This window comes from Myxacorys sp. (assembly GCF_059501405.1).
Map to the genome: position 1 here is coordinate 26987 of NZ_JCACCM010000042.1, position 18445 is coordinate 45431.

General features: G+C 47.0%; 18 protein-coding genes. 8 read left to right on the top strand and 10 right to left on the bottom strand.

All coding sequences use genetic code 11. The annotated features are described in order from the left end of the window. The first annotated feature begins 434 nt into the window (after positions 1-434). Both AC5I6P_RS03935 and AC5I6P_RS03940 read left to right on the top strand, forming a co-directional pair. Entirely contained in the window at positions 435-575 is a 141-nt protein-coding gene (locus tag AC5I6P_RS03935) for a hypothetical protein (protein WP_495692456.1), read from the top strand. 246 nt (positions 576-821) lie between these two features. Continuing rightward, entirely contained in the window at positions 822-1904 is a 1083-nt protein-coding gene (locus AC5I6P_RS03940; protein WP_495692457.1) for a hypothetical protein, read from the top strand. 134 nt (positions 1905-2038) lie between these two features. Here AC5I6P_RS03940 and rpsU read toward each other — a convergent pair whose 3' ends face one another. Further along, entirely contained in the window at positions 2039-2230 is a 192-nt protein-coding gene (gene rpsU, locus AC5I6P_RS03945; protein WP_495692458.1) for a 30S ribosomal protein S21, read from the bottom strand. Positions 2231-2421: 191 nt separating this feature from the next. Continuing rightward, positions 2422-2745 (bottom strand): RNA-binding regulator, encoded by a 324-nt coding sequence (gene rbp / locus AC5I6P_RS03950; RefSeq protein WP_495692459.1) that lies wholly within the window; start codon positions 2743-2745, stop codon positions 2422-2424. 342 nt (positions 2746-3087) lie between these two features. Between rbp and AC5I6P_RS03955 the strand changes: the two genes are divergently transcribed. From AC5I6P_RS03955 to AC5I6P_RS03965, 3 genes are all read left to right on the top strand, one after another. Beyond that, positions 3088-4023 (top strand): zinc-binding dehydrogenase, encoded by a 936-nt coding sequence (locus AC5I6P_RS03955; protein ID WP_495692460.1) that lies wholly within the window; start codon positions 3088-3090, stop codon positions 4021-4023. Positions 4024-4488: 465 nt separating this feature from the next. Continuing rightward, positions 4489-4842 carry a helix-turn-helix domain-containing protein gene (locus AC5I6P_RS03960; protein WP_495692461.1) on the top strand — a complete coding sequence of 118 codons (354 nt, stop codon included), beginning with the start codon at positions 4489-4491 and terminating at the stop codon, positions 4840-4842. A 130-nt stretch (positions 4843-4972) separates the two neighbouring features. Beyond that, positions 4973-5353, top strand: coding sequence for a hypothetical protein (locus tag AC5I6P_RS03965; RefSeq protein WP_495692462.1), 381 nt, complete (start codon positions 4973-4975; stop codon positions 5351-5353). Positions 5354-5472: 119 nt separating this feature from the next. Here AC5I6P_RS03965 and AC5I6P_RS03970 read toward each other — a convergent pair whose 3' ends face one another. Continuing rightward, positions 5473-6333, bottom strand: a complete 861-nt coding sequence (locus AC5I6P_RS03970) for an MBL fold metallo-hydrolase (protein WP_495692463.1) — start codon at positions 6331-6333, stop codon at positions 5473-5475. 249 nt (positions 6334-6582) lie between these two features. Between AC5I6P_RS03970 and AC5I6P_RS03975 the strand changes: the two genes are divergently transcribed. Next, positions 6583-7935, top strand: coding sequence for a PQQ-dependent sugar dehydrogenase (locus tag AC5I6P_RS03975; RefSeq protein ID WP_495692464.1), 1353 nt, complete (start codon positions 6583-6585; stop codon positions 7933-7935). A gap of 101 nt (positions 7936-8036) precedes the next feature. Here the strand turns inward: AC5I6P_RS03975 and AC5I6P_RS03980 are convergent, their stop codons facing one another. From AC5I6P_RS03980 to AC5I6P_RS04000, 5 genes are all read right to left on the bottom strand, one after another. Continuing rightward, positions 8037-8351: a DUF6679 family protein gene (locus tag AC5I6P_RS03980; protein WP_162422676.1), complete on the bottom strand. Its 315-nt coding sequence runs from the start codon at positions 8349-8351 to the stop codon at positions 8037-8039. A 591-nt stretch (positions 8352-8942) separates the two neighbouring features. Next, the gene (locus AC5I6P_RS03985) at positions 8943-10460 is read right to left on the bottom strand and encodes an Ig-like domain-containing domain (RefSeq protein ID WP_495692465.1); all 1518 of its coding nucleotides are present in this window, start codon (positions 10458-10460) and stop codon (positions 8943-8945) included. 251 nt (positions 10461-10711) lie between these two features. Next, complete coding sequence (locus tag AC5I6P_RS03990) at positions 10712-12181, bottom strand: M16 family metallopeptidase (protein WP_495692466.1); 1470 nt, start codon at positions 12179-12181, stop codon at positions 10712-10714. Between the two features lie 98 nt (positions 12182-12279). Then, a complete protein-coding gene (locus AC5I6P_RS03995) occupies positions 12280-13965 on the bottom strand; it encodes a M16 family metallopeptidase (protein ID WP_495692467.1) in 1686 nt (561 codons plus the stop codon). 184 nt (positions 13966-14149) lie between these two features. Continuing rightward, on the bottom strand, positions 14150-14449 hold the full coding sequence (locus AC5I6P_RS04000; RefSeq protein WP_495692468.1) for a hypothetical protein: 300 nt from the start codon (positions 14447-14449) through the stop codon (positions 14150-14152). 337 nt (positions 14450-14786) lie between these two features. Between AC5I6P_RS04000 and AC5I6P_RS04005 the strand changes: the two genes are divergently transcribed. Then, a complete protein-coding gene (locus AC5I6P_RS04005) occupies positions 14787-15311 on the top strand; it encodes a photosystem I reaction center subunit XI (protein WP_495692469.1) in 525 nt (174 codons plus the stop codon). A gap of 172 nt (positions 15312-15483) precedes the next feature. On the opposite strand, the gene gmk is transcribed toward AC5I6P_RS04005, so the two are convergent. Beyond that, positions 15484-16053, bottom strand: coding sequence for a guanylate kinase (gene gmk, locus AC5I6P_RS04010; protein ID WP_495692470.1), 570 nt, complete (start codon positions 16051-16053; stop codon positions 15484-15486). A 117-nt stretch (positions 16054-16170) separates the two neighbouring features. After that, complete coding sequence (gene remA, locus AC5I6P_RS04015) at positions 16171-16437, bottom strand: extracellular matrix/biofilm regulator RemA (RefSeq protein ID WP_495692471.1); 267 nt, start codon at positions 16435-16437, stop codon at positions 16171-16173. A 122-nt stretch (positions 16438-16559) separates the two neighbouring features. Here remA and AC5I6P_RS04020 point away from each other — a divergent pair, with 122 nt between their 5' ends. Continuing rightward, a complete protein-coding gene (locus AC5I6P_RS04020; RefSeq protein ID WP_495692472.1) occupies positions 16560-18302 on the top strand; it encodes an Rqc2 family fibronectin-binding protein in 1743 nt (580 codons plus the stop codon). The last annotated feature ends 143 nt before the right edge of the window (positions 18303-18445 follow it).

Genomic DNA, 18445 nt, shown 5'->3' on the forward strand with positions numbered 1-18445 from the left:
GAATTAAGGTTGATTGTGACCCCTTGGGCTGACTGTGGTAGGGACGCTCAGGGGGTCTTGCTTATGCTGTGAATATGGGGTGTTGAGTAGATCACACTAGATCGGGCCACTTTGAACTTGTGGTAGAAAGTCCAAATTGCCTGTTGATCTCGTGTGCTGCTGCTTGCCCAATGAAAATCGAATGAATCAAAGTTGATAAAGTTATTGCGCCTTGAATGGTGGTAGACATCCTCGACGTTGTGAGAGATTAACACTGCAAAATCGAGATCGGCAAGGGGGCAAAATCGACTGTACGCCGAAGTTACAGGACAGAGATCCGGCAGGGTTACAGGACAAGAACAGACGCTAGAGTTACAGACTCGAAGGCTGTTTGGCAAGAAATCTTGCCGAGCAATAAAGCCTGATCCTAGAGAAGCAATGCTAAAGAACGGAGGATGCAATTCGCTCTAAAGGCGCAACTTCTAAAGGAGACGCCCTACAAATTTCTAGAAGAATCTCGTGTTGTATTTCAAGGTAAAATTGGACGCCAGCGTTACAGAATGCACGATCGCACCTACACCAAAGTTACAGGCTGAGATCAAACGCCAAAGTTACAGGCAATAGCGCAGAAATCATACGGCAGCGTTACAGAATAATGGAGTTCAGCTTCTATATCTAGCGGAGTGAATCGCGACTCCAGGCTCTAACACTCCAGATATAGCGTTTAACCCCTAGACAAAATCGAAAGGGTGAGGCACTATATGTGGGGTCTTCAGTTCTAAGTCTCTCCTCGCGAATGGCTCATAACTGACCCTGATTCTTCACCCCCGCTGTTCCAAGTAATGAAAAATGTAGAAGCGACTTTTCCAGTTGATAGCCAACTGCTGATGGTGTTGCCCCGCGCTAGTGCATCGATTCGGCATCCCGACGCTGGAGTACCAAGGTTGCGATCGGATGCTGACGGCTACTATTTGGAACTGCGTGTCGAGGCGGACAGAACAGATGACAGCGAGCTGGCGCTGACTCGCCGCGTTCCGCTAGAAAATCTTTCTGCGGAAGAATGGGAAGACCTCAAAGCAGAATACGCTAAACTCGACTGGTCAATTTGTGCGACCAAAGGCGTCAGCAACGGACTTGAGAAAATTCAGGATCGCAAAACTCAGCGTTTATTTATGGCGCTGATTACGTTTCTCAATCCGCGTCAAGTGTCGATTGTTTTGTACCTTTATAAACTGGCGGCACAGCAAGGGACAGGCCCGATCGTCACGTTTCGCTCGAATGATTTGTTGGAAAGTTTAGGATATACTCGTACCAAAGATGGAGGATTTGCCTCAAAGCTGCGATCGCAACTCAATTGCGATTTGGTGAACCTTCATAGAACAGAATTAGTATTAGCTCAATCGTTTAGAAAGAACCATCAAAATCGCGCCGCTAAGGTGATGATCAAGAGCATTTTACGCATCAAAGATTATGAAATTGATCACGTTCCACGTGATTTTGATCTCGTTAAAGCCGCTGATTACACTTACGAACTAGCGGATTCTTACACGATTTCTCTAGAGTTCTTCGATGGTCCGGCTCGAACAGGGGACTGCGTTTTCTTCTCTAATAGCTTTGACATTACTCAAAAGCTAGGCAGTAGTGCAAAATCAGATTACAAAACAAAGCTGTTGGTCTACCTAGCGAGTCGAATGAAGTGGGACACGCTACACGAAGGACAGTTTGTTTCGATTTCTAAAAAATATTTGTTTAAGAACTTAGACTTATTCGGTAGCAATTCTTCTCGAAATAATCAAATTTTTTGGCGTACCGTCGATGAACTGACGCAAGACGGCTATATTTTTGGAGCGCAAGAACTACCCGGAAAAAACAAAATTTCAACTATTCAATTTCAGATTAACGTCGCCAAACTGAAATGTGCGTAAAGCAGCCTGGCTAGGACACTCTGGATCCAAAACTTCTGCATAAAAGCAGAGAGCCTAAAACTAAAGATGCGATCGCGGCTTTTCTTCACGCGATCGCATCTTTAGTTTTTAGTTTTAGGTAGTAGCTTCAAAAATTAATTGCGAGACCCACCGCGCTTTCTCTGCTTATGCTTTGCTAAAGCTTTGCGCTTCCGTTTCTCAATTGGCGTCTCAAAAAAGCGATGCTTCCGCATATCGGGGAAAATTTCTGCTTTAGAAACTTCACGCTTAAATCGACGCAAAACAGAATCAATTCTTTCGTCTTCACCTGGAATAACTTGCGGCATCCTTTTCTCCTTACGAATCGACGTAGGTTTAGTCTAGACTCAATCTAGCGATCTAGCAAAACCTTTTAATAAAAAAGGCAGACGCCTTGTCTGCCTTCAAGACTTTAAGTGAAACAGTCTACAGGGTCAACCATAACCAAAAATCTCGCCTGCTAAGTAGCAAACAACGCTTCAACAGGCGGTATAGATTCTTAATAACGGCGTCCGCCGCCACCACCGCCACCGCGGTTTTGATTTGACCAGCCACCGCCGCCGCCGCCCGAAGGACGCTCTTCACGGGGTTTTGCCTTATTCACTTTAAGATCGCGACCCATCCATTCTGCACCGTCTAGTGCTTCAATGGCAGCCGCTTCTTCTGCATCGGTCTCCATCTCGACAAACGCAAAGCCGCGCATACGACCTGTTTCTCGATCGGTCGGTACTTGAACCCGTTTAACGGTTCCATATTCTGCAAATGTCTGACTCAAGTCATCTTGCGTGACTTCGTAAGACAGATTGCCCACATAAATTGACATGAAATGGCTCCAGAATCAGAGGTGTGGAGAGTTAGATTCGGAGAAACGCCTATAAAACGAATTACACAGCCGAAAATAATCCTTCACCTTAACCATAGCACAGCTCAAGGCATCTCAAGTGCGGGTAGAAATTTCGTAACATTTGCAATTTTGCCAGAACAATTCTTAGGCTAGCTGGCACTTACTTTTAGAATAGCAGCCACTTTGTATCACAACGAACCCTTTTGGAGCTTTTTCTAGACAAATCGCGGCAATTTCTTTGTGAATCTCAAGAAAACCTGAAGACATGCGATGATCGCTTTGCAAAATGTCAGAATATACCACCATTTTGCTAAAGGTCGAATGCGTGCAGTTGTTGTAAATCCATCCGTTACTGGGCGACTTGCGATCGCTGAGGTCGATCGTCCGACTCCGCTCCCATCAGAAGCACTTATCCGAGTGGTTGCCCTTTCGCTTAATCGCGGGGAAGTCCGCCGCTCTCAGTCTGCCGAAGCAGGCTGGCGACCGGGTTGGGATCTAGCAGGCACGGTGGAGGTGGCGGCAACGGATGGGTCAGGGCTACCCATGGGAACGCGAGTGGTCGGATTTGTGCCATCTGGCGCTTGGGCAGAGTTTGTCGCTGTGCCCACTGATGCGATCGCAGCGCTGCCAGATTCGGTTGACTTTAAAACCGCCGCGACGCTTCCTGTAGCTGGATTAACAGCGCTACATGCGTTAGAGCGTGGGGGTTGGCTCCTCGGAAAATCCGTTTTAATCACTGGCGCCTCGGGAGGCGTCGGGCATTTTGCGTGTCAACTAGCAGAGTATGCGGGCGCAACCGTGACGGCTCAAGTTCGCAGTCCTGATTTGATCGAGTTTGTCGAAACGGCAGGCGCAAAACAGGTGATTATCGGTAGTGAAGGCACAGATTTTGCTCAATACGCACCGTACGATCTGGCTCTAGATTCGATCGGGGGCGATGTTTTACCTTTGGTGCTAGAAACGCTAGCGGTAGATGGAACATGCGTGACGTTCGGGGCAACCGCTGGCTCAGAAGTGACGTTTAACGCCTCTCGTTTTTATGGTAGAGGTGGCTTGAACTTATACGGATTTATTCTGTTTCACGAATTGAAAAAACAGCCTGCCTCGGTTGGCTTGACGCGCCTTCTGAAGCTCGTTGCTGAAGGGCTTTTGGTTCCTCACATTGCTCTAGAAGCCTCTTGGACAGACATTGCAGAGGTGGCACAACAACTGACCGAGCGGAAGTTTTTGGGCAAAGCAGTTTTGTCAGTGGATTAGAACACATTAATTAATGCGGACGAGACAGGCACTACGCAAGTCTAGAGGGTGTTATGCACTTTCGCTAAGCTAGAGGCATGATCAGAATCATTTTTCCATAAATAGGGGACAGAATACCCTTTTCTGCCCCCTATTTATCTGTCTTAAACTTTCTTTCAACACTTCTGGATGATCTACATTACAGTCATTCGCTTCATGATTAAGCGAGTGGCTGAATTTGCTAGCTTCTGAAACTCTTTAAACAACCTCTAAACTTGGGATACGGCGCAAAATTGCGATCGTATTTTTCTTACCTGTAACTGCCGAGTTGTGAATGAAGACTATCAATAGAGATTATCAATAAAGATTATATTTTATGTTCTAAAGGCAAATAGTGAACTAGAAAAACGACCTTTTCCAAATAGGAGAAGGTCGCTCAGTTGATTCAAGTTCTCAGCTAATAGAGTAATTGAAGTAGAGGCAGTTATGCAAGAACATGTGGTGGAGATCATTCGAGAATTGATGAAGACTCAGGGAATGAGCATTCGCAAAATTTCAGCCCAAATTGCGAAGGAAAATGGTGGGAGTGACTTAGGGTACACTCAGCAAATTAACCGTATTCTGAATGATCCTGACTACGATCCTAACTTTTCAACAGTCGAGAAGATTCTTTCTGCATTAAAGTCTTCTCTCTGGCAAACATCGCTTAATTCTGATATCAAACAACTCGAAACTCGATTAGATCAGTTATCGACGGATGTGACAGAGATCAAAGGAACGATTTCTGATTTGAATCGGGTTTTAGGTGCGATCGCGAAGCATTTAGAGCTATCAGAATAGGTATGGTTCAATTAATTTTGCGACCTCGAAATTATTCTACTTCGCCCTCTAGAAACGAGTTCTTAGTCGAATTTATAAGTTAACAGTGCTACGATCGCAAAGCAACCTTCCTTTTAACAAAGGGATTTCTATGTCGTTTATGATTTCGCCTGAAGAACTTGACTTCTATCGCTCAGAACTCGCTGGTCATGCCGCTGCCCTAGACGCGCTTCAAGTCATTGAGGACTGTGACGGGGATTTAGAAGATGCGGCAATCTCCTTAGCGATTCGCTCAGGGCAGGAGCCGGAGAACAATGAGCGATGGATCGAAGGACTTGCGAAGCGGTGGCGGCATGTTGTGTGTCGAGCAGACCTAAAGGAAGGGCTAGAAGATGGCTTAGCGGGCGGAATTATTGATGCGATCGTAGAACACACGGAACTGCCCACACGGCTTGCAGTTCCTGTTGCTATTTATGTTCTTAAGGCAGGCGTGCAGGATTTTTGTCAGCCTCTAGAAGAGAAAATTGCGTGAATTAATCTGTCCTAACCTTTGCTTTTGGAAGAGGAAACAAGATTTTAGTGCCTTTCTTTTCAAGAAGAGAGTCAGATCTCATAGCGGCTCCATCTATTATCCAATCTGCTGCACTTGACTTACGGCAATCGCATTGCAGTACTGACATCAAAAGCGTAAGTTTCTCCATGACTGAGATAATCAACTCGATCTTCTAATCCTGCTTCCTGCACCGCTTTAACAAAATCATCCAACGATGATTTAAAGACGGTGTAATCGTTATAGTGAATTGGAATTGCTTTTCGCGGCGAAATAATGCGAATTGCTTCAACGCCCTGTTTTGCATCCATCGTCAGCAGCACGCCAAACACCTGCGTTCCACCTAAATGCAGCAGCGCTAAATCAATGTCAGGAAACCGTTTAGGAATCTCTTTGATCTCGTCATACACGAGCGTGTCACCCGTGATGTAAAGCCGAAATCGAGTTCCTCGGGTGGGTGACTGAAATTCCAATAGACTGCCCATGACCGGAGGTAAAGCTTTTGCTAAAATTCCAGGCCCATGGCGTCCGGGCATCGACGTGAGCTTGAGGGTTGTTGCTCCTTTTTGAATGGTTAATGTATCCCAAGTTGCTAGTGGATGGAGCGTTTGAAAGCCGAGCCGCCCGAGTGCTTTTGCAGCATGGTGAGTCGTGACGATCGGAACGGATTTATCTAGCTTTTCAGCAGCAATGCGATCGAAATGATCATCGTGTTTGTGAGAGAGCAGTACGAAATCGATCGCAGGTAATTGTTCAATCTCGATCGCAGGATTTGTGCGCCGCTTCGAGGTCAAGCCATAGCCTAAATGAACGTGATCCCCTTGGTGCAGAAAGTTCGGGTCGGTCAGAATCGTAAATCCGGCGTAGCGCAAGATAACAGTTGCTGTTCCGACAAAGAAAATAGAGCCAGTGTCAAAATCGGGAGGAATGGATTCAGGAGGAAGCGTTAGTTTGGCATCCATTATGTTATTAGCTTTTGATTTACAAGCGTTTGAGAAATGCTTGTATGGTGGTCATTCTGCGATCGCAATTCATCTATCAATTGATGCTGTCTAAGGGCTGAGCAAGCTCTGTCTGTAGTTAGAGGTAAAGCACTCATCGCGGTCAACAGATGCAGGATTAAGGAATCTTTTGTAACTTAGAAATAACGTCTGCGATTAGCGCAGAGCGCAACTCTGAAGGAACCGCTTGCACTACGCATCATTTTTACTATGCATTATTTTTTTCGTAATCAAGCTATCTCTCATCGCTTGCTAATTTTGCTGTTACTTATTGCTCCGTTAGCAGCGTGCAATTCTTCTAACACAGCACTCACTCCACCTGCTGACTCAAAAGAGACTCAGCCTCAAGCTGTCCCGCAACGCAGCATCCAGACCGAAGTCTTAACGCCACAACCCATTCGTGTCGGGCTAGATCAACTTCCCCAACCCTACACGAGTGACAGTGCATCAAAACCGCCCAATGTGATTCCAATTCCCGCCAATCCTACATTGCGGGTTCCAGAAGGGTTTACAGTGAATGTCTTTGCTGACAAGCTAGAGCGGCCACGTTGGTTAGCCTTGACGCCGAATGGTGATGTGTTGGTGACTGAGACCCGACAAAATCGAATTCTGTTGCTAAAAGATAAAAATAGCGATGGTGTTTCTGATGCTCAAAGCGTGTTTGCTACGGCTGAGAATGGATTGAATTTACCATTTGGAATGACGTTTGGCAGCAATTCTTTTTATGTTGGTAATACTAATGCTGTGATTCGGTTTCCCTACACGCAAGGGCAAGAGAAAGTGACGGGCAGGGGTGAAACAATTACCGAGCTACCTGGGCAAGGCTACAATCAGCACTGGACGCGCAATGTAGTCGTTTCCCCGGATGGGCAAAAGCTGTATGTCTCGGTCGGTTCGCAATCCAATGCTGAAGAAGAACCGCTGCCTCGGGCGTCGATTCAGGTGATGAATCTTGACGGTAGCGATCGTCAAACCTTTGCATCAGGTCTGCGAAATCCGGTGGGACTTGATTTCAGCCCATTAACCAATCAACTCTATGCAACAGTGAATGAGCGGGATGAATTGGGCGATAACCTCGTGCCAGACTACCTTACGCAGGTGCAGTCTGGTGAGTTTTACGGATTTCCTTACGCGTACTTAAGTCCCGATCGTCTCGATCCGCGTCATGTCGAAAACGGAAAGAGCATTCGCCCTGAGTTGGCGGCTAAAACTCGCACACCTGATGTTTTATTTGAAGCCCATTCTGCCGCGCTGGGACTAAAATTCTACAACGGTTCCACCTTTCCTGAGAAATACCGCAATGGCGCATTTGTCGCGTTTCGTGGCTCCTGGAATCGCAATCAAGGCACAGGATACAAGCTAGTTTATGTTCCCTTTACGGCTGAAGGGCGATCGCAGGGATATTACGAAGACTTTCTCACTGGATTCTTAGTCGATCCGTCAGAACCGATAACCTGGGGAAGACCGGTGGGACTTGTAACAATGCGAGACGGCAGTTTGCTGTTTACCGATGAGGCGAACAATCGGATTTACCGCGTGCAGTACACCGGAAAGAAAAGTTAAAGAGGCAGATCTAAGATTCGCAATTTTTCTAGCGTCTAGTTCTCCAACAGTAAATAAAGAGAGAAATAAAAAAGAGAGGATTTACTCCTCTCTTTGCTGTTTTAATCTTCTTTTTTCTCAGTAAACGGGGGATTTGGAATCTGCTCCGCTTCGGGGCAATCATCCGAAACAAGCGGCTCCGAATTTCCTTTCGGGACAGACGATAGCTTTTGCATCACAGCCCCAATACTTTCGAGGCGAATCATCTCTTCCCAAGACGAATTTTCGTCCTCTTCTTCCATCTCATAACGCAGCGTCACGAGATCTCCTTCAATGTCCAAAATTCTGGCACGTTCGATCCAGCGTTGCTGGTCCCGCAAGAAAATCCAGACTTCTCGACCATCGCAACAGAGTTGATAGATCTTGCGGTGTAGCATAAATTGCTTCTCCTAGTCAAAAACTCTATAGAAAGGGCATAAAAAACTAAGAACATGACACGAGTTGGACTCGATACCGAGCTGAACTAAGAACAACGCTAGGGGCGCTCTTCTCATCTGATGAACCACGTTCAGAATGTCTTAGTCGAAGAAACAACAAATTAGGAACAAACGTCTTACTCATAACCCAAACCCAAATCCGAACCTGAAGAGATGACCCAAGGGATGGGACAAGAAGGGGCTGTTAAAAACTGAGATTTGAGTCGGTTGAGACGGTGCGTTGCTGTCAAACTCATTCATTCAAGGAAGCAAGGGTGATTTTAGATCAATGCTCGACAAAGCTAGACAATCAAGCATTCAATCATTCTAGTGCATGAAGCGCGATGGCAAACTGACATCGGTAAAGAGCAAGGACGAGTAGAGCATCGATGAATTTTGCCATTTTGCTTAGGTTTTCATGCACGAACAACCTGGGAGCGGTTTAAAAATCGAGCCACTCTTAAGTATGGGATCGTAACACTATTTTAGCAATTGTTAAAGTTGTTGAGTAGAGCTTTTTTAAGATCAAGGGGTGAAGGATGAGTATCCTCCTCACGGTAGCCAACGGGGATGAAATCCCGCAAATGGTAAGGTTTCGGGTTGAAGTTTGGCATTGAAATCGCTAGAAAGCGGTAGCAGCCAAAGCCGACTTGTTGCTGCCGTGCTACCTGAAGCTCCTGCTGAGGCTTGAGTTTGATCAAATAACAACGACGAGCCATCGGGGGCAAGGGTCATTTGAATGTCGCGCTGGTTGGGCAGTAAAACTAGGGGATGCAAGGTTTGCTCTGGTTTCTCCCCTTTTTGGGCGGCTTTAAGATCGATTGCAGCAAGATAGGGCTGCTCTTGGTAGGTCTTCCCAGGAATTAGATTGGTCAGCAGACAGTAGAGAATTTGCTTGGTTGGATCGAACTGAGCCGCCTCAATCGAGCCTGTGGTTTTGAAGATTTCCTTTGACCCGCTTTGGTTGTTTACCAGAAACAGAGAGCGGGTGTAGTCATTGTTAAATTTCACCATGGCCGCGGTAGTTCCATCGTTCGAGAAACTAAGGACAGTGCCAAATTTGGGTAGAAAATCGAGGGGGTCAGCTTGTGGTTGCAGCGGTAGAATAGCCAGTCCTTGACCTTGCGCGATCGCAAGAGAATCACTGTCAGGAGTGATCAGAAAGTCGCCGCCGGGCTGCTTATTATTGAGCGCTTCGGGCTTGCCGTTACCTCGAATTACCCAGGGACCCGAATCGTTCGGATCGGTGCGGCTGATGCGCTGAATCACGATCACGTGACCGTTGGCAGAGAGATCAAACTTGAGGTTTTGATATTCTCGATTGTCGAGAATCTGATTGACTTGTCCCGCTGGACTAGGGGGTGCATCAGCTTTGAATAACTGAAAATTTTGCTCTTCGCCGAGGGGCTGGGGTGCGTTGATTTGCAGTCCTGTTGTGACGGTATAAATCTGTTGCTCCACCAAGCTTTCAGGCTGATTCGTCTTCTCAACTGCCGAGAACAGAATCCGATCGCTATTGGGGTAGGGCTTAAAGTCCATTACCGTGAGATTGGGCGGTGTTAGGACTTTTTTGTCTTGGCGAGTCAAGTTATAAAGAATCAGACGTCCTGCCTCATCTCCATCCACTCCTAGGTAGGCAAACACGCGATCGCGGGTGCGAAAGTTGCCCGTAAACGATTGAAGCGTAGCGCGACTTCCCCCATCTGAGGTGAAGCGATCGCGGGCATCTTGCAGGGAAAGTTGATAGTTGGTTCCATAAGGAGCCGATTGATTTAACGTATATGCGAGTCGTCGCCCTGCCCAACTGAGCTTTCCGGGCAACGGGGGAGTGATGCGAAGATTTTGCTCAACGCTGGCGTGATCCATAGGTCGGCTAAAGGTCAGCACAAACGCATTGTCATTTGAGCCGATCTGTTTGTCTTGCCAACTGAAATCACGGACGCGGGGAGCGCTGCGATCGCCGTTAAACAAGAGAACCCCGATCAAGAGCGCTAAGATGACCATCAACCCAAGCGCCGCCCGATCGAGCGGTTGAAAAAACGGTTTGGGCGGCGCTGATGGATTTTGCATAATGATGAGGGATGAGACAAGAAACTAAACTAACAGATCAATAAAACCTTGAAACTTAAGACTGGCAGATACGACTAGATTTACCCGGATCTCGAATCGCCAACCCAGATTTCGTTTGCAGGGGATTTGGGGGAGGCAATCGTCCCCCAATGGGGGTTTGGGGGCTTGCCCCTAAGGGTCGGAAGCCGAGACTTAGAGCAAATCGAGCGACTCAAGCATACACCTACATTCCCCCATCGCAGCCAACCATTTTAGGAAGACTGCCCAACTTTCTTCTTCGGTGCTGGAATGGTGATATCAAGCGCCGTAACTTGCTGACCCAAACTCGATAGCGGTGGCTGAATTTCTTTCTGGTTGCCGACCACAATCGTCACAATTTTGTCAGGCTGGAGGTGCTTTTGAGCGACGCGCTGCACATCCGCGATCGATACATTTTGAACATCCTTTCGATACTTGAAAATGAAGTCTTTCGGATAGCCATAGTACTCATAGCGCAACAGCCGCGATAGAGTTTGCGCCGGATCGCGGAAATTGAAAATAAACGAATTGAGCGAAGTATCTTTTGCAAACGCCAATTCAGCTTGAGAAATCGGCTGCGTGCGAATTTTCTCAATTTCTTTCATAACAGACGAGATGAATGGAACCGTTGCATCCGATCGCGTTTCTCCAGACGCTAGAAAAATGCCAGGATGATCATATTCTGCATCCCAACTGGCATATACAGAATAGGCAAGTCCCTGGCGCGATCGCACCTCGTTAAACAAGCGCCTGCCAAAGCCACTCAACACATCTTCCATCACCGAAAGCGCCGCATAGTCAGGACTGTTTAACTGTCCGCCCAAGTGTCCCATTTGAATGTAGCTCTGGTTCAGTTGCGGTTGCTGGACAAAATAAATTCCGCCTTGTTTAGCTTGACTGACTGATGGCAATGGGGGAACAGGCTGACTAGGAGGGTTCCAGGCCGCAAATTTTGACTCAATCCGCGATCGCATCTGTTTACTATCAAAATCTCCAACAATTCCCAACAGAATGTTTTTGGGATGGAAGTACTGTTGATAAAACTTCACGAGATCGCTGCGAGAAATATTGTCTACGGTCGCATATTCAATGGTTCTGGCGTAAGGACTCGTATCCCCATAGAGCAGTTTTGCAAATTCACGACTGGCAATTGCATCAGGACTATCGTTCCGTCTAGAAATTCCGCCCTGCAACTGCACTTTTTCAACGGCGAGTTTATCTTCTGCGAAGACAGGTTGCTGAAGCACTTCGGCAAACAGATCGAAGACTTGCGGCAAATCTTCGCTCAAGGCATTGAAGTTGGCGCTCCCCGACGTGATCGAAATTCCAGTTTCAACGGAAGCCGCGTTTTGTTCCAAAATCTCGTTCAATTGCTCTGGCGTGTGCGTTTGCGTCCCGCCCGATCGCATGACCGAACCCGTTAGCAACGCTAAGCCTGCTTTGTCCCCTGGTTCAAAGCGATCGCCTGTGCGAATCAGGGCAGTTCCACTTACAAGCGGAAGTTCATGGTCTTCCATCAAGTAAACGGTCATGCCGTTTTTTAACTTAAACTGCGTGTAGTCGGGAACCGTCACTTCGGGCGGCGGTGGAAACTTCAACTCGGTGTAGTGTTTAGCAGTCTCGGCGCGAGTAGGTTGTCCGAATCCCAAGAACAGCAATAGGGACGTTAGAAAAGCGGAAAGCAATAACAGTCGGCGTTTCATGAATGTGGTGTCGCTGAGGATAAGGGGTTGAGTGAATAGAAAGGCTCTAGAGCGCGGTATTAAATTGCCAAGGCGGTCATTTCAACCAATTTCAGGCATTATGACTTCGGCAGAATTCGCCCAATCGTGCGATTTTCTGGCGTAAACGTTGCCTTAGCAACCCGTTGAATATCTGCGGGTGTAATGGCCGCGATCGCATCCAATTGCTTAAACAAATTCCGCCAATCCCCAGTTTTCACGTCATATTCAACCAGCAGTTGCGCCATTCCCTCATTGGAATCGAGCGATCGCAACAGTCCCGCGCGTGCCTGAGTTTTGACGCGATCGAGTTCTAGTGTCGAGACTGGCTCTGTTTTCATCCGCTCGATTTCTGTTCTCAACGCTTGAGCTAGATCATCAAGCGATCGTCCCGGAGCCGTCAGCGCATAGAACAACATTAGATTAGGAAACTTGTTTCCTGGAAAGCCGTTAATTCCTTGTGCCGCTAGAGAAATCTTCTTGTCTTCTACGAGCGATCGATACAGCCTTGAGGTGCGTCCGTCACTGAGAATGCTTGCGATCGCCTCATAAATCGCATTATCGGGATGATTCAATGCTGGCCGGTGATAACCTTCAAGATACCAAGGCTGCGACTCTAACGTTAGATTGATCTCTTTCGTTTGAGTTTGAGCTGGCTCTACGGCTGTCACTTTAGGTGGGGCAGGTTTCGCTTTAAAGCGCCCAAAGTAGGTTTGAGCCAGGCGCTTCACGTCGTTCGCATTCACATCACCTACGATCGCCATCGTTAATTGATTCGGCGCATAATACGTATCAAAAAACTTCCGAACGTCTTGTCGGGTCAGCCCCCTAATATCTTTTGTTGAGCCAATCACTGGGCGTCGATAGGGATGAACTTCAAACGCCTTGCCTACAAAGGCTTCAATCATTTGTCCGATCGGAGAATTCTCGGTTCTGAGGCGACGTTCTTCCAAAATTACCGATTTCTCTTTATAAAACTCTCGAAACACCGGATCTAGAAATCGCTCTGATTCTAGCGACATCCATAGCTCCAGTTTGTTAGACGGAAAACTGTAGAAATAGCGAGTTGCATCGGTTGAGGTATTGGCATTGAGTCCGACACCGCCTGCCTGTTCTACAATCCGTCCAAAATCGTTCTGTTTACTGAGTTTGAGCGCTTCTGCTTCCACTCGCTCAAATTCCTTCTGAAGTCTACTAACGTCTGCTTTATTGGTTGTAGTCTGAATTTGCTGTGAAAGTTGATCGAGCCGGTCGAGCAACGGCGCTTCGGCTCGATAGTTTGTGGTTCCGATTCGGGTTGTCCCTTTGAAGGCGAGATGTTCTAGATAGTGTGCGACGCCCGTTTGACCCTCTGGTTCATCCGCGCCGCCTACATCTGCATACGTTAAAAACGACACCACTGGAGCTTGGTGTCGTTCTAGCACGATAAAGTTCATGCCGTTATCTAGTTTGAATTCTGTGACCTCTTTTACAACGCGATCGAGGTACGGCTGAATTGACTTTGCAGGCTGAGTTGGGTTCGTCGTGGGTTGGGTCGGCTTTATCGGCGTTGAAGGCTGCCGTTGAGCTAATGCAGGAGCGGAAAAGCTGCCCCAACTCAGAACTAAAATTAAGATGCTGACGATTAGCGCAGAGCGCAACTCCGAAGGAACCGCCTGGAGCTTCGCAAAACGAATCGCGCTGCGACTTACACGCTGCAAATGCAATTTGTTCTGCACCCCTAAGGATCGCCAGAAACAGAACACCTTTCTAGAAAACTCATCCATAGCCGCAACCTAAAATTGGCACGTTTTCTAGAATAGGGACTTTTTGAAAGATCGTGTTGTTTCCGTTTAAATTGACTAATTGTTCGTAACGCAATGTTAAGACTATAGTTTTCTTAACCTTGCAATTTTTTGAGATTTATTGTTTGAGATTTTTTGTCTTTTCAACCTGTATGGTGTCTAAGGTTTAGAGTCTTTTCAAACTATCGTTTCGGTAGAAGGTGTAGGTGTCGAACAATCCACCAACCACCGCGCATGCACAACCGATGACTAGAATGCCTTCCCACGCATTGCCTGTCCCAAAAGTGGCAAGGAAGGAGAGAAAAAGGGCAGAAAGCGTTTGGCTAGTGCCACTGAACAGCGGACAAAAGCCCAGCATCAGGATGAACGCGAGCGTGCTGCCAAGCAATAATACCGGAGCCAAAAAGCTGACAATCAGGGTCAAAAGGAGCGATCGCACGTAGCTAGAAGTGAGGCTATAAGGCATAAGCAGTCCTAGCGGAAAGGATAAAAGTAATCTAGATTTGTCTTCCCACACGATACGAGCTATTTCTGAAACCAACCCGCAAATGTGAGAAATCTTAAATGTTTATAAGACTTTTCTGAACTTGTTAAATAATATGCAATTGAATCTTCAAAGACTGTAATCAGTATGACTTTTCGGCGACCTCTTAGGCAGAAGAGTTTACAAATTGAGCAGAAGAGTTTACAAAAGAAAAACTTGCGAGAAAGCAAAATCTTGTATCTGTAGAATGATGTTGCATTAAGAGGCGACTCTTAAAATTGCTTCAGCATATCCGACACAACAAAGGGCAATATTCCTTATGCAAATCCTTAAGCATCCTGAAGATACCCAGCGCCCAGACGATCCTCGTAATAACGAGGTTGTCTTTCCTGCCTTCGACGTGACTAACGGCAATCTCGCCACGCCAATCAATTCGTCGCCTTTGGTAAAAAGTTACATTAATGGTCTGCCTGCCTATCGTAGAGGGCTTTCTCCCTCACGCCGAGGTCTCGAAGTTGGAATGGCACATGGCTACTGGTTAATTGGGCCGTTCGCCAAGTTGGGGCCGCTGCGGGATACAGATGTCGCTAACGTTGCGGGTCTAATCTCAACGATCGGTTTGATCATCATCTCAACGATCGCAATTTCTGCCTACGCTTACAGCAATCCGCCTCAGCCAACTTCGACACTCACAACTCCAAATCCTCCTGACTCGTTTAGAAGTGCTGATGGCTGGAACGATTATGGATCGGGATTTTTAATTGGCGGGATTGGTGGTGCAGTCATTGCCTTTTTCGTCCTCAATAACATTGCGCTACTGAAGAGTCTCTTCTCTGGACTGTAGAGAATCTTCCCTAACCGCTTTAAATTGAGTCCGATAGCCATTAAGGGAAAGACCAAGTCTTCCCCTTAATGGCTATCAGCTTAAAATGCAGGCTAGAGATTTAGCGTAAGAAACGCCACCATCAAGCAACATGGTTGATGAACAGATTTGAGCAGCTGATGAACAGATTCGATCAACACATTGCTGGAACTGTTTCAAACAACGCCTTTTCAATTTGGCTCAGGGCTTTCTCAAAATCGTCGTTGACAATTTGAATATCAAATTCTTTCGCGGCGTTCACTTCTGATCGTGCGCGAAGCAGGCGACGAGCGATCGCATCTTCAGAATCTTGTGCGCGTCCTCGAATTCGACTTTCTAGCTCATCCATTGAGGGCGGTGCGATGAAGATGCGGAGCGCACTTGGAAACGATTTACGAATCTGACGCGCCCCTTCTAACTCAATTTCTAGAATCACCCATTTTCCGCTTTGAATCATCGCCTCAACCGGTTTACGAGGCGTCCCGTACAGATTTTCAGCAAACTCTGCCCACTCTAAAAGTTCACCTTGTGCTACTTTACGCTCGAACTCTGGGCGGTTGACAAAGTAATAGTTTTTACCATCAATCTCCGTAGGGCGAGGCTTACGGGTAGTCATTGAGGTTGAGAGAGAAAGCTCTGGATGGCGATGAAGCAAAGAGCTTAGCAAGGTTCCCTTCCCAACTCCGCTAGGTCCTGTCAAAACAATCAGTCTACCCTTGCTCATGTGTCTATTCGATGGTTTGCGCTAGTGTTCCGATGCTGATTATGTGAGTATAGCTTGTAGGAGCGATGCCTGAAGCAAGGCTTCTTAAAGAGGGATGAGGGATGAGGAGAATTTGAATTATTCGTCTCCAGTTCCATCTTTGTTGAAAAGGAAGCGGTTGGCAACGGTCTCTGGTTGGATAGCGGATAATACGATATGACCAGAATCCATCACAATTACGGCACGGGTGCGACGTCCGTAGGTAGCGTCGATTAGCTTTTCTGCTTCTCGCGCGTCGGTGATGATACGCTTGATGGGGGCTGATTCGGGACTAACGATCGCAATCACTCGGTTTGCAGAAATGATATTTCCGAACCCGATGTTAATGAGTTTGATATCCGTCATACGTTCCCTGCTCGTTTAAGCAGGACTGGCGAGAGGAATTGTTTTTCATCCTATCTGAAAAATTAGGTCTCACACCGTCCAATCGCTGAAGATAAGACATTGAGAACAGGGAGCGCATCGCTTTGCAGCCAGTAGATTTCACCACTTTAAATGCAGTCTGTTGGGAACTCCGAACGGCTTGGCTGCCAGCACGGCTCGAACAGGTGTATCAGCGCGATCGCTTTACCCTTTGTCTTGCCCTCCGTACGATTCAAAAGCGTGGTTGGCTGACGATTTCTTGGCATCCTCAAGCCGCACGGTTGCACATGGGTGATCCGCCGCCTCGTAGTCCCGATACCTTCACGTTTAGCCAGCAAGTCCGCCATCAGGTTGGCAATCTAGCCCTTGTTGCCATTGAGCCTGTCGCTCCTTGGGAACGGGCGTTGGATCTGCAATTCGCCCGTCGTCCGGGTGATCCCGTGCTTTGGCATCTCTATGTAGAAGTCATGGGCAGATATAGCAATGCAATTTTGGCAAACAAAGAGAATCAAATTGTGACGGCGGCTCACCAAGTGAGTTCCAACCAATCCAGCGTTCGCCCAATTCAAACGGGTCAGCCTTACGAATTGCCGCCTTCGCTAACGGATGCAACACCAACGTTAGAAGAATCTCAAGACCGTTGGAGAGAGAGGATTAGTCTTGTTCCTGGAGAACTTCGACTCGATCTGATTAAAAACTATCGAGGATTAAGTTCTGCACTGGTGCGATCGATGGTGCAAGCCGCAGGGCTTGATCCAAATCAATCTAGCAAAAATCTTTCAGAAAGCGACTGGCAACGGCTGTTTGAGCGTTGGCAAACTTGGCTAAAAACGTTGGAGAATAGGCAATTTCAACCCGGATGGACGGATTCGGGTTACACGGTCATGGGTTGGAGCATGACAAAACCTGCTAGCAGTGTGCAGGAAGTGATTCAGGTTTATTACCGTGATCAGCTGAATGAACAAGACTTTAAACAGTTACACCATCAAATCGCTCAAAAACTAAACAGTGTTTTGGGCAAGCTTTACCAGAAAGCAGATACCTTCAGCGGTCGGTTGGATCAGTCAGATCAAGCCGATCGTTCGCGAGAACAAGCCGATTTATTGATGGCAAACCTACAAGCGTGGGAACCAGGGATGAAGGCGATCGCGCTTGCCGATTTTTCAACAGGTCAGCCTGTGACGATTTCGCTTGACCCCGAAAAAAACGCGGTTGTCAACGCTCAATCCCTTTATAAAAAACATCAAAAGCTGAAGCGCACCCGCGCGGCGATCGAGCCTTTGTTAGCAGAGGTGCAAAGCGAAATTAATTATCTTGAACAAGTTGAAGCGGCGCTGGCTCAATTCGACAATTACCAAACTCCAGAAGATCTAGACGCGCTCGAAGAAATCCGCGATGAATTAGTGCAACAACGCTACCTTGAAGGCTCGGAGTATCAAAAGCCTCCAACCAAAGACGACGAAGCCAGTCAGCCCTATAAATTCACCTCGCCAAACGGATTTGAGCTACTCGTTGGTCGAAACAACCGCCAAAATGATCTACTGACCTTTCGTACTGCTAATGAATATGACCTATGGTTTCACACGCAAGAGATTCCAGGAAGCCACGTCTTACTGAGACTAGAACCAGGCGCGATCGCAGACGAAAAAGATCTCCAGTTTGCTGCTAACGCTGCCGCCTATCACAGCCGTGCCCGTCAAAGTGAGCAGGTTCCGGTCACCTATACCGAACCTAAAAACGTTTACAAACCAAAAGGCGCGAAGCCAGGAACCGTAATTTACAAGCAGGAACGGATTATTTGGGGCAAACCAGGAGAATTTTCTATCAGTCCCGAAAATAATAATTAGTCAATCTTGTCAAATTTCGCTTCTGCCATTAGAAAGACATATAGCAAAAAGGATGAATTTTCATAACAGAAAATTTGTGTTTGTTGTTACAATGTTTTACCAAGAGGGATTAATCATAATGGAACCTCTGCAAGTGTGGGAAC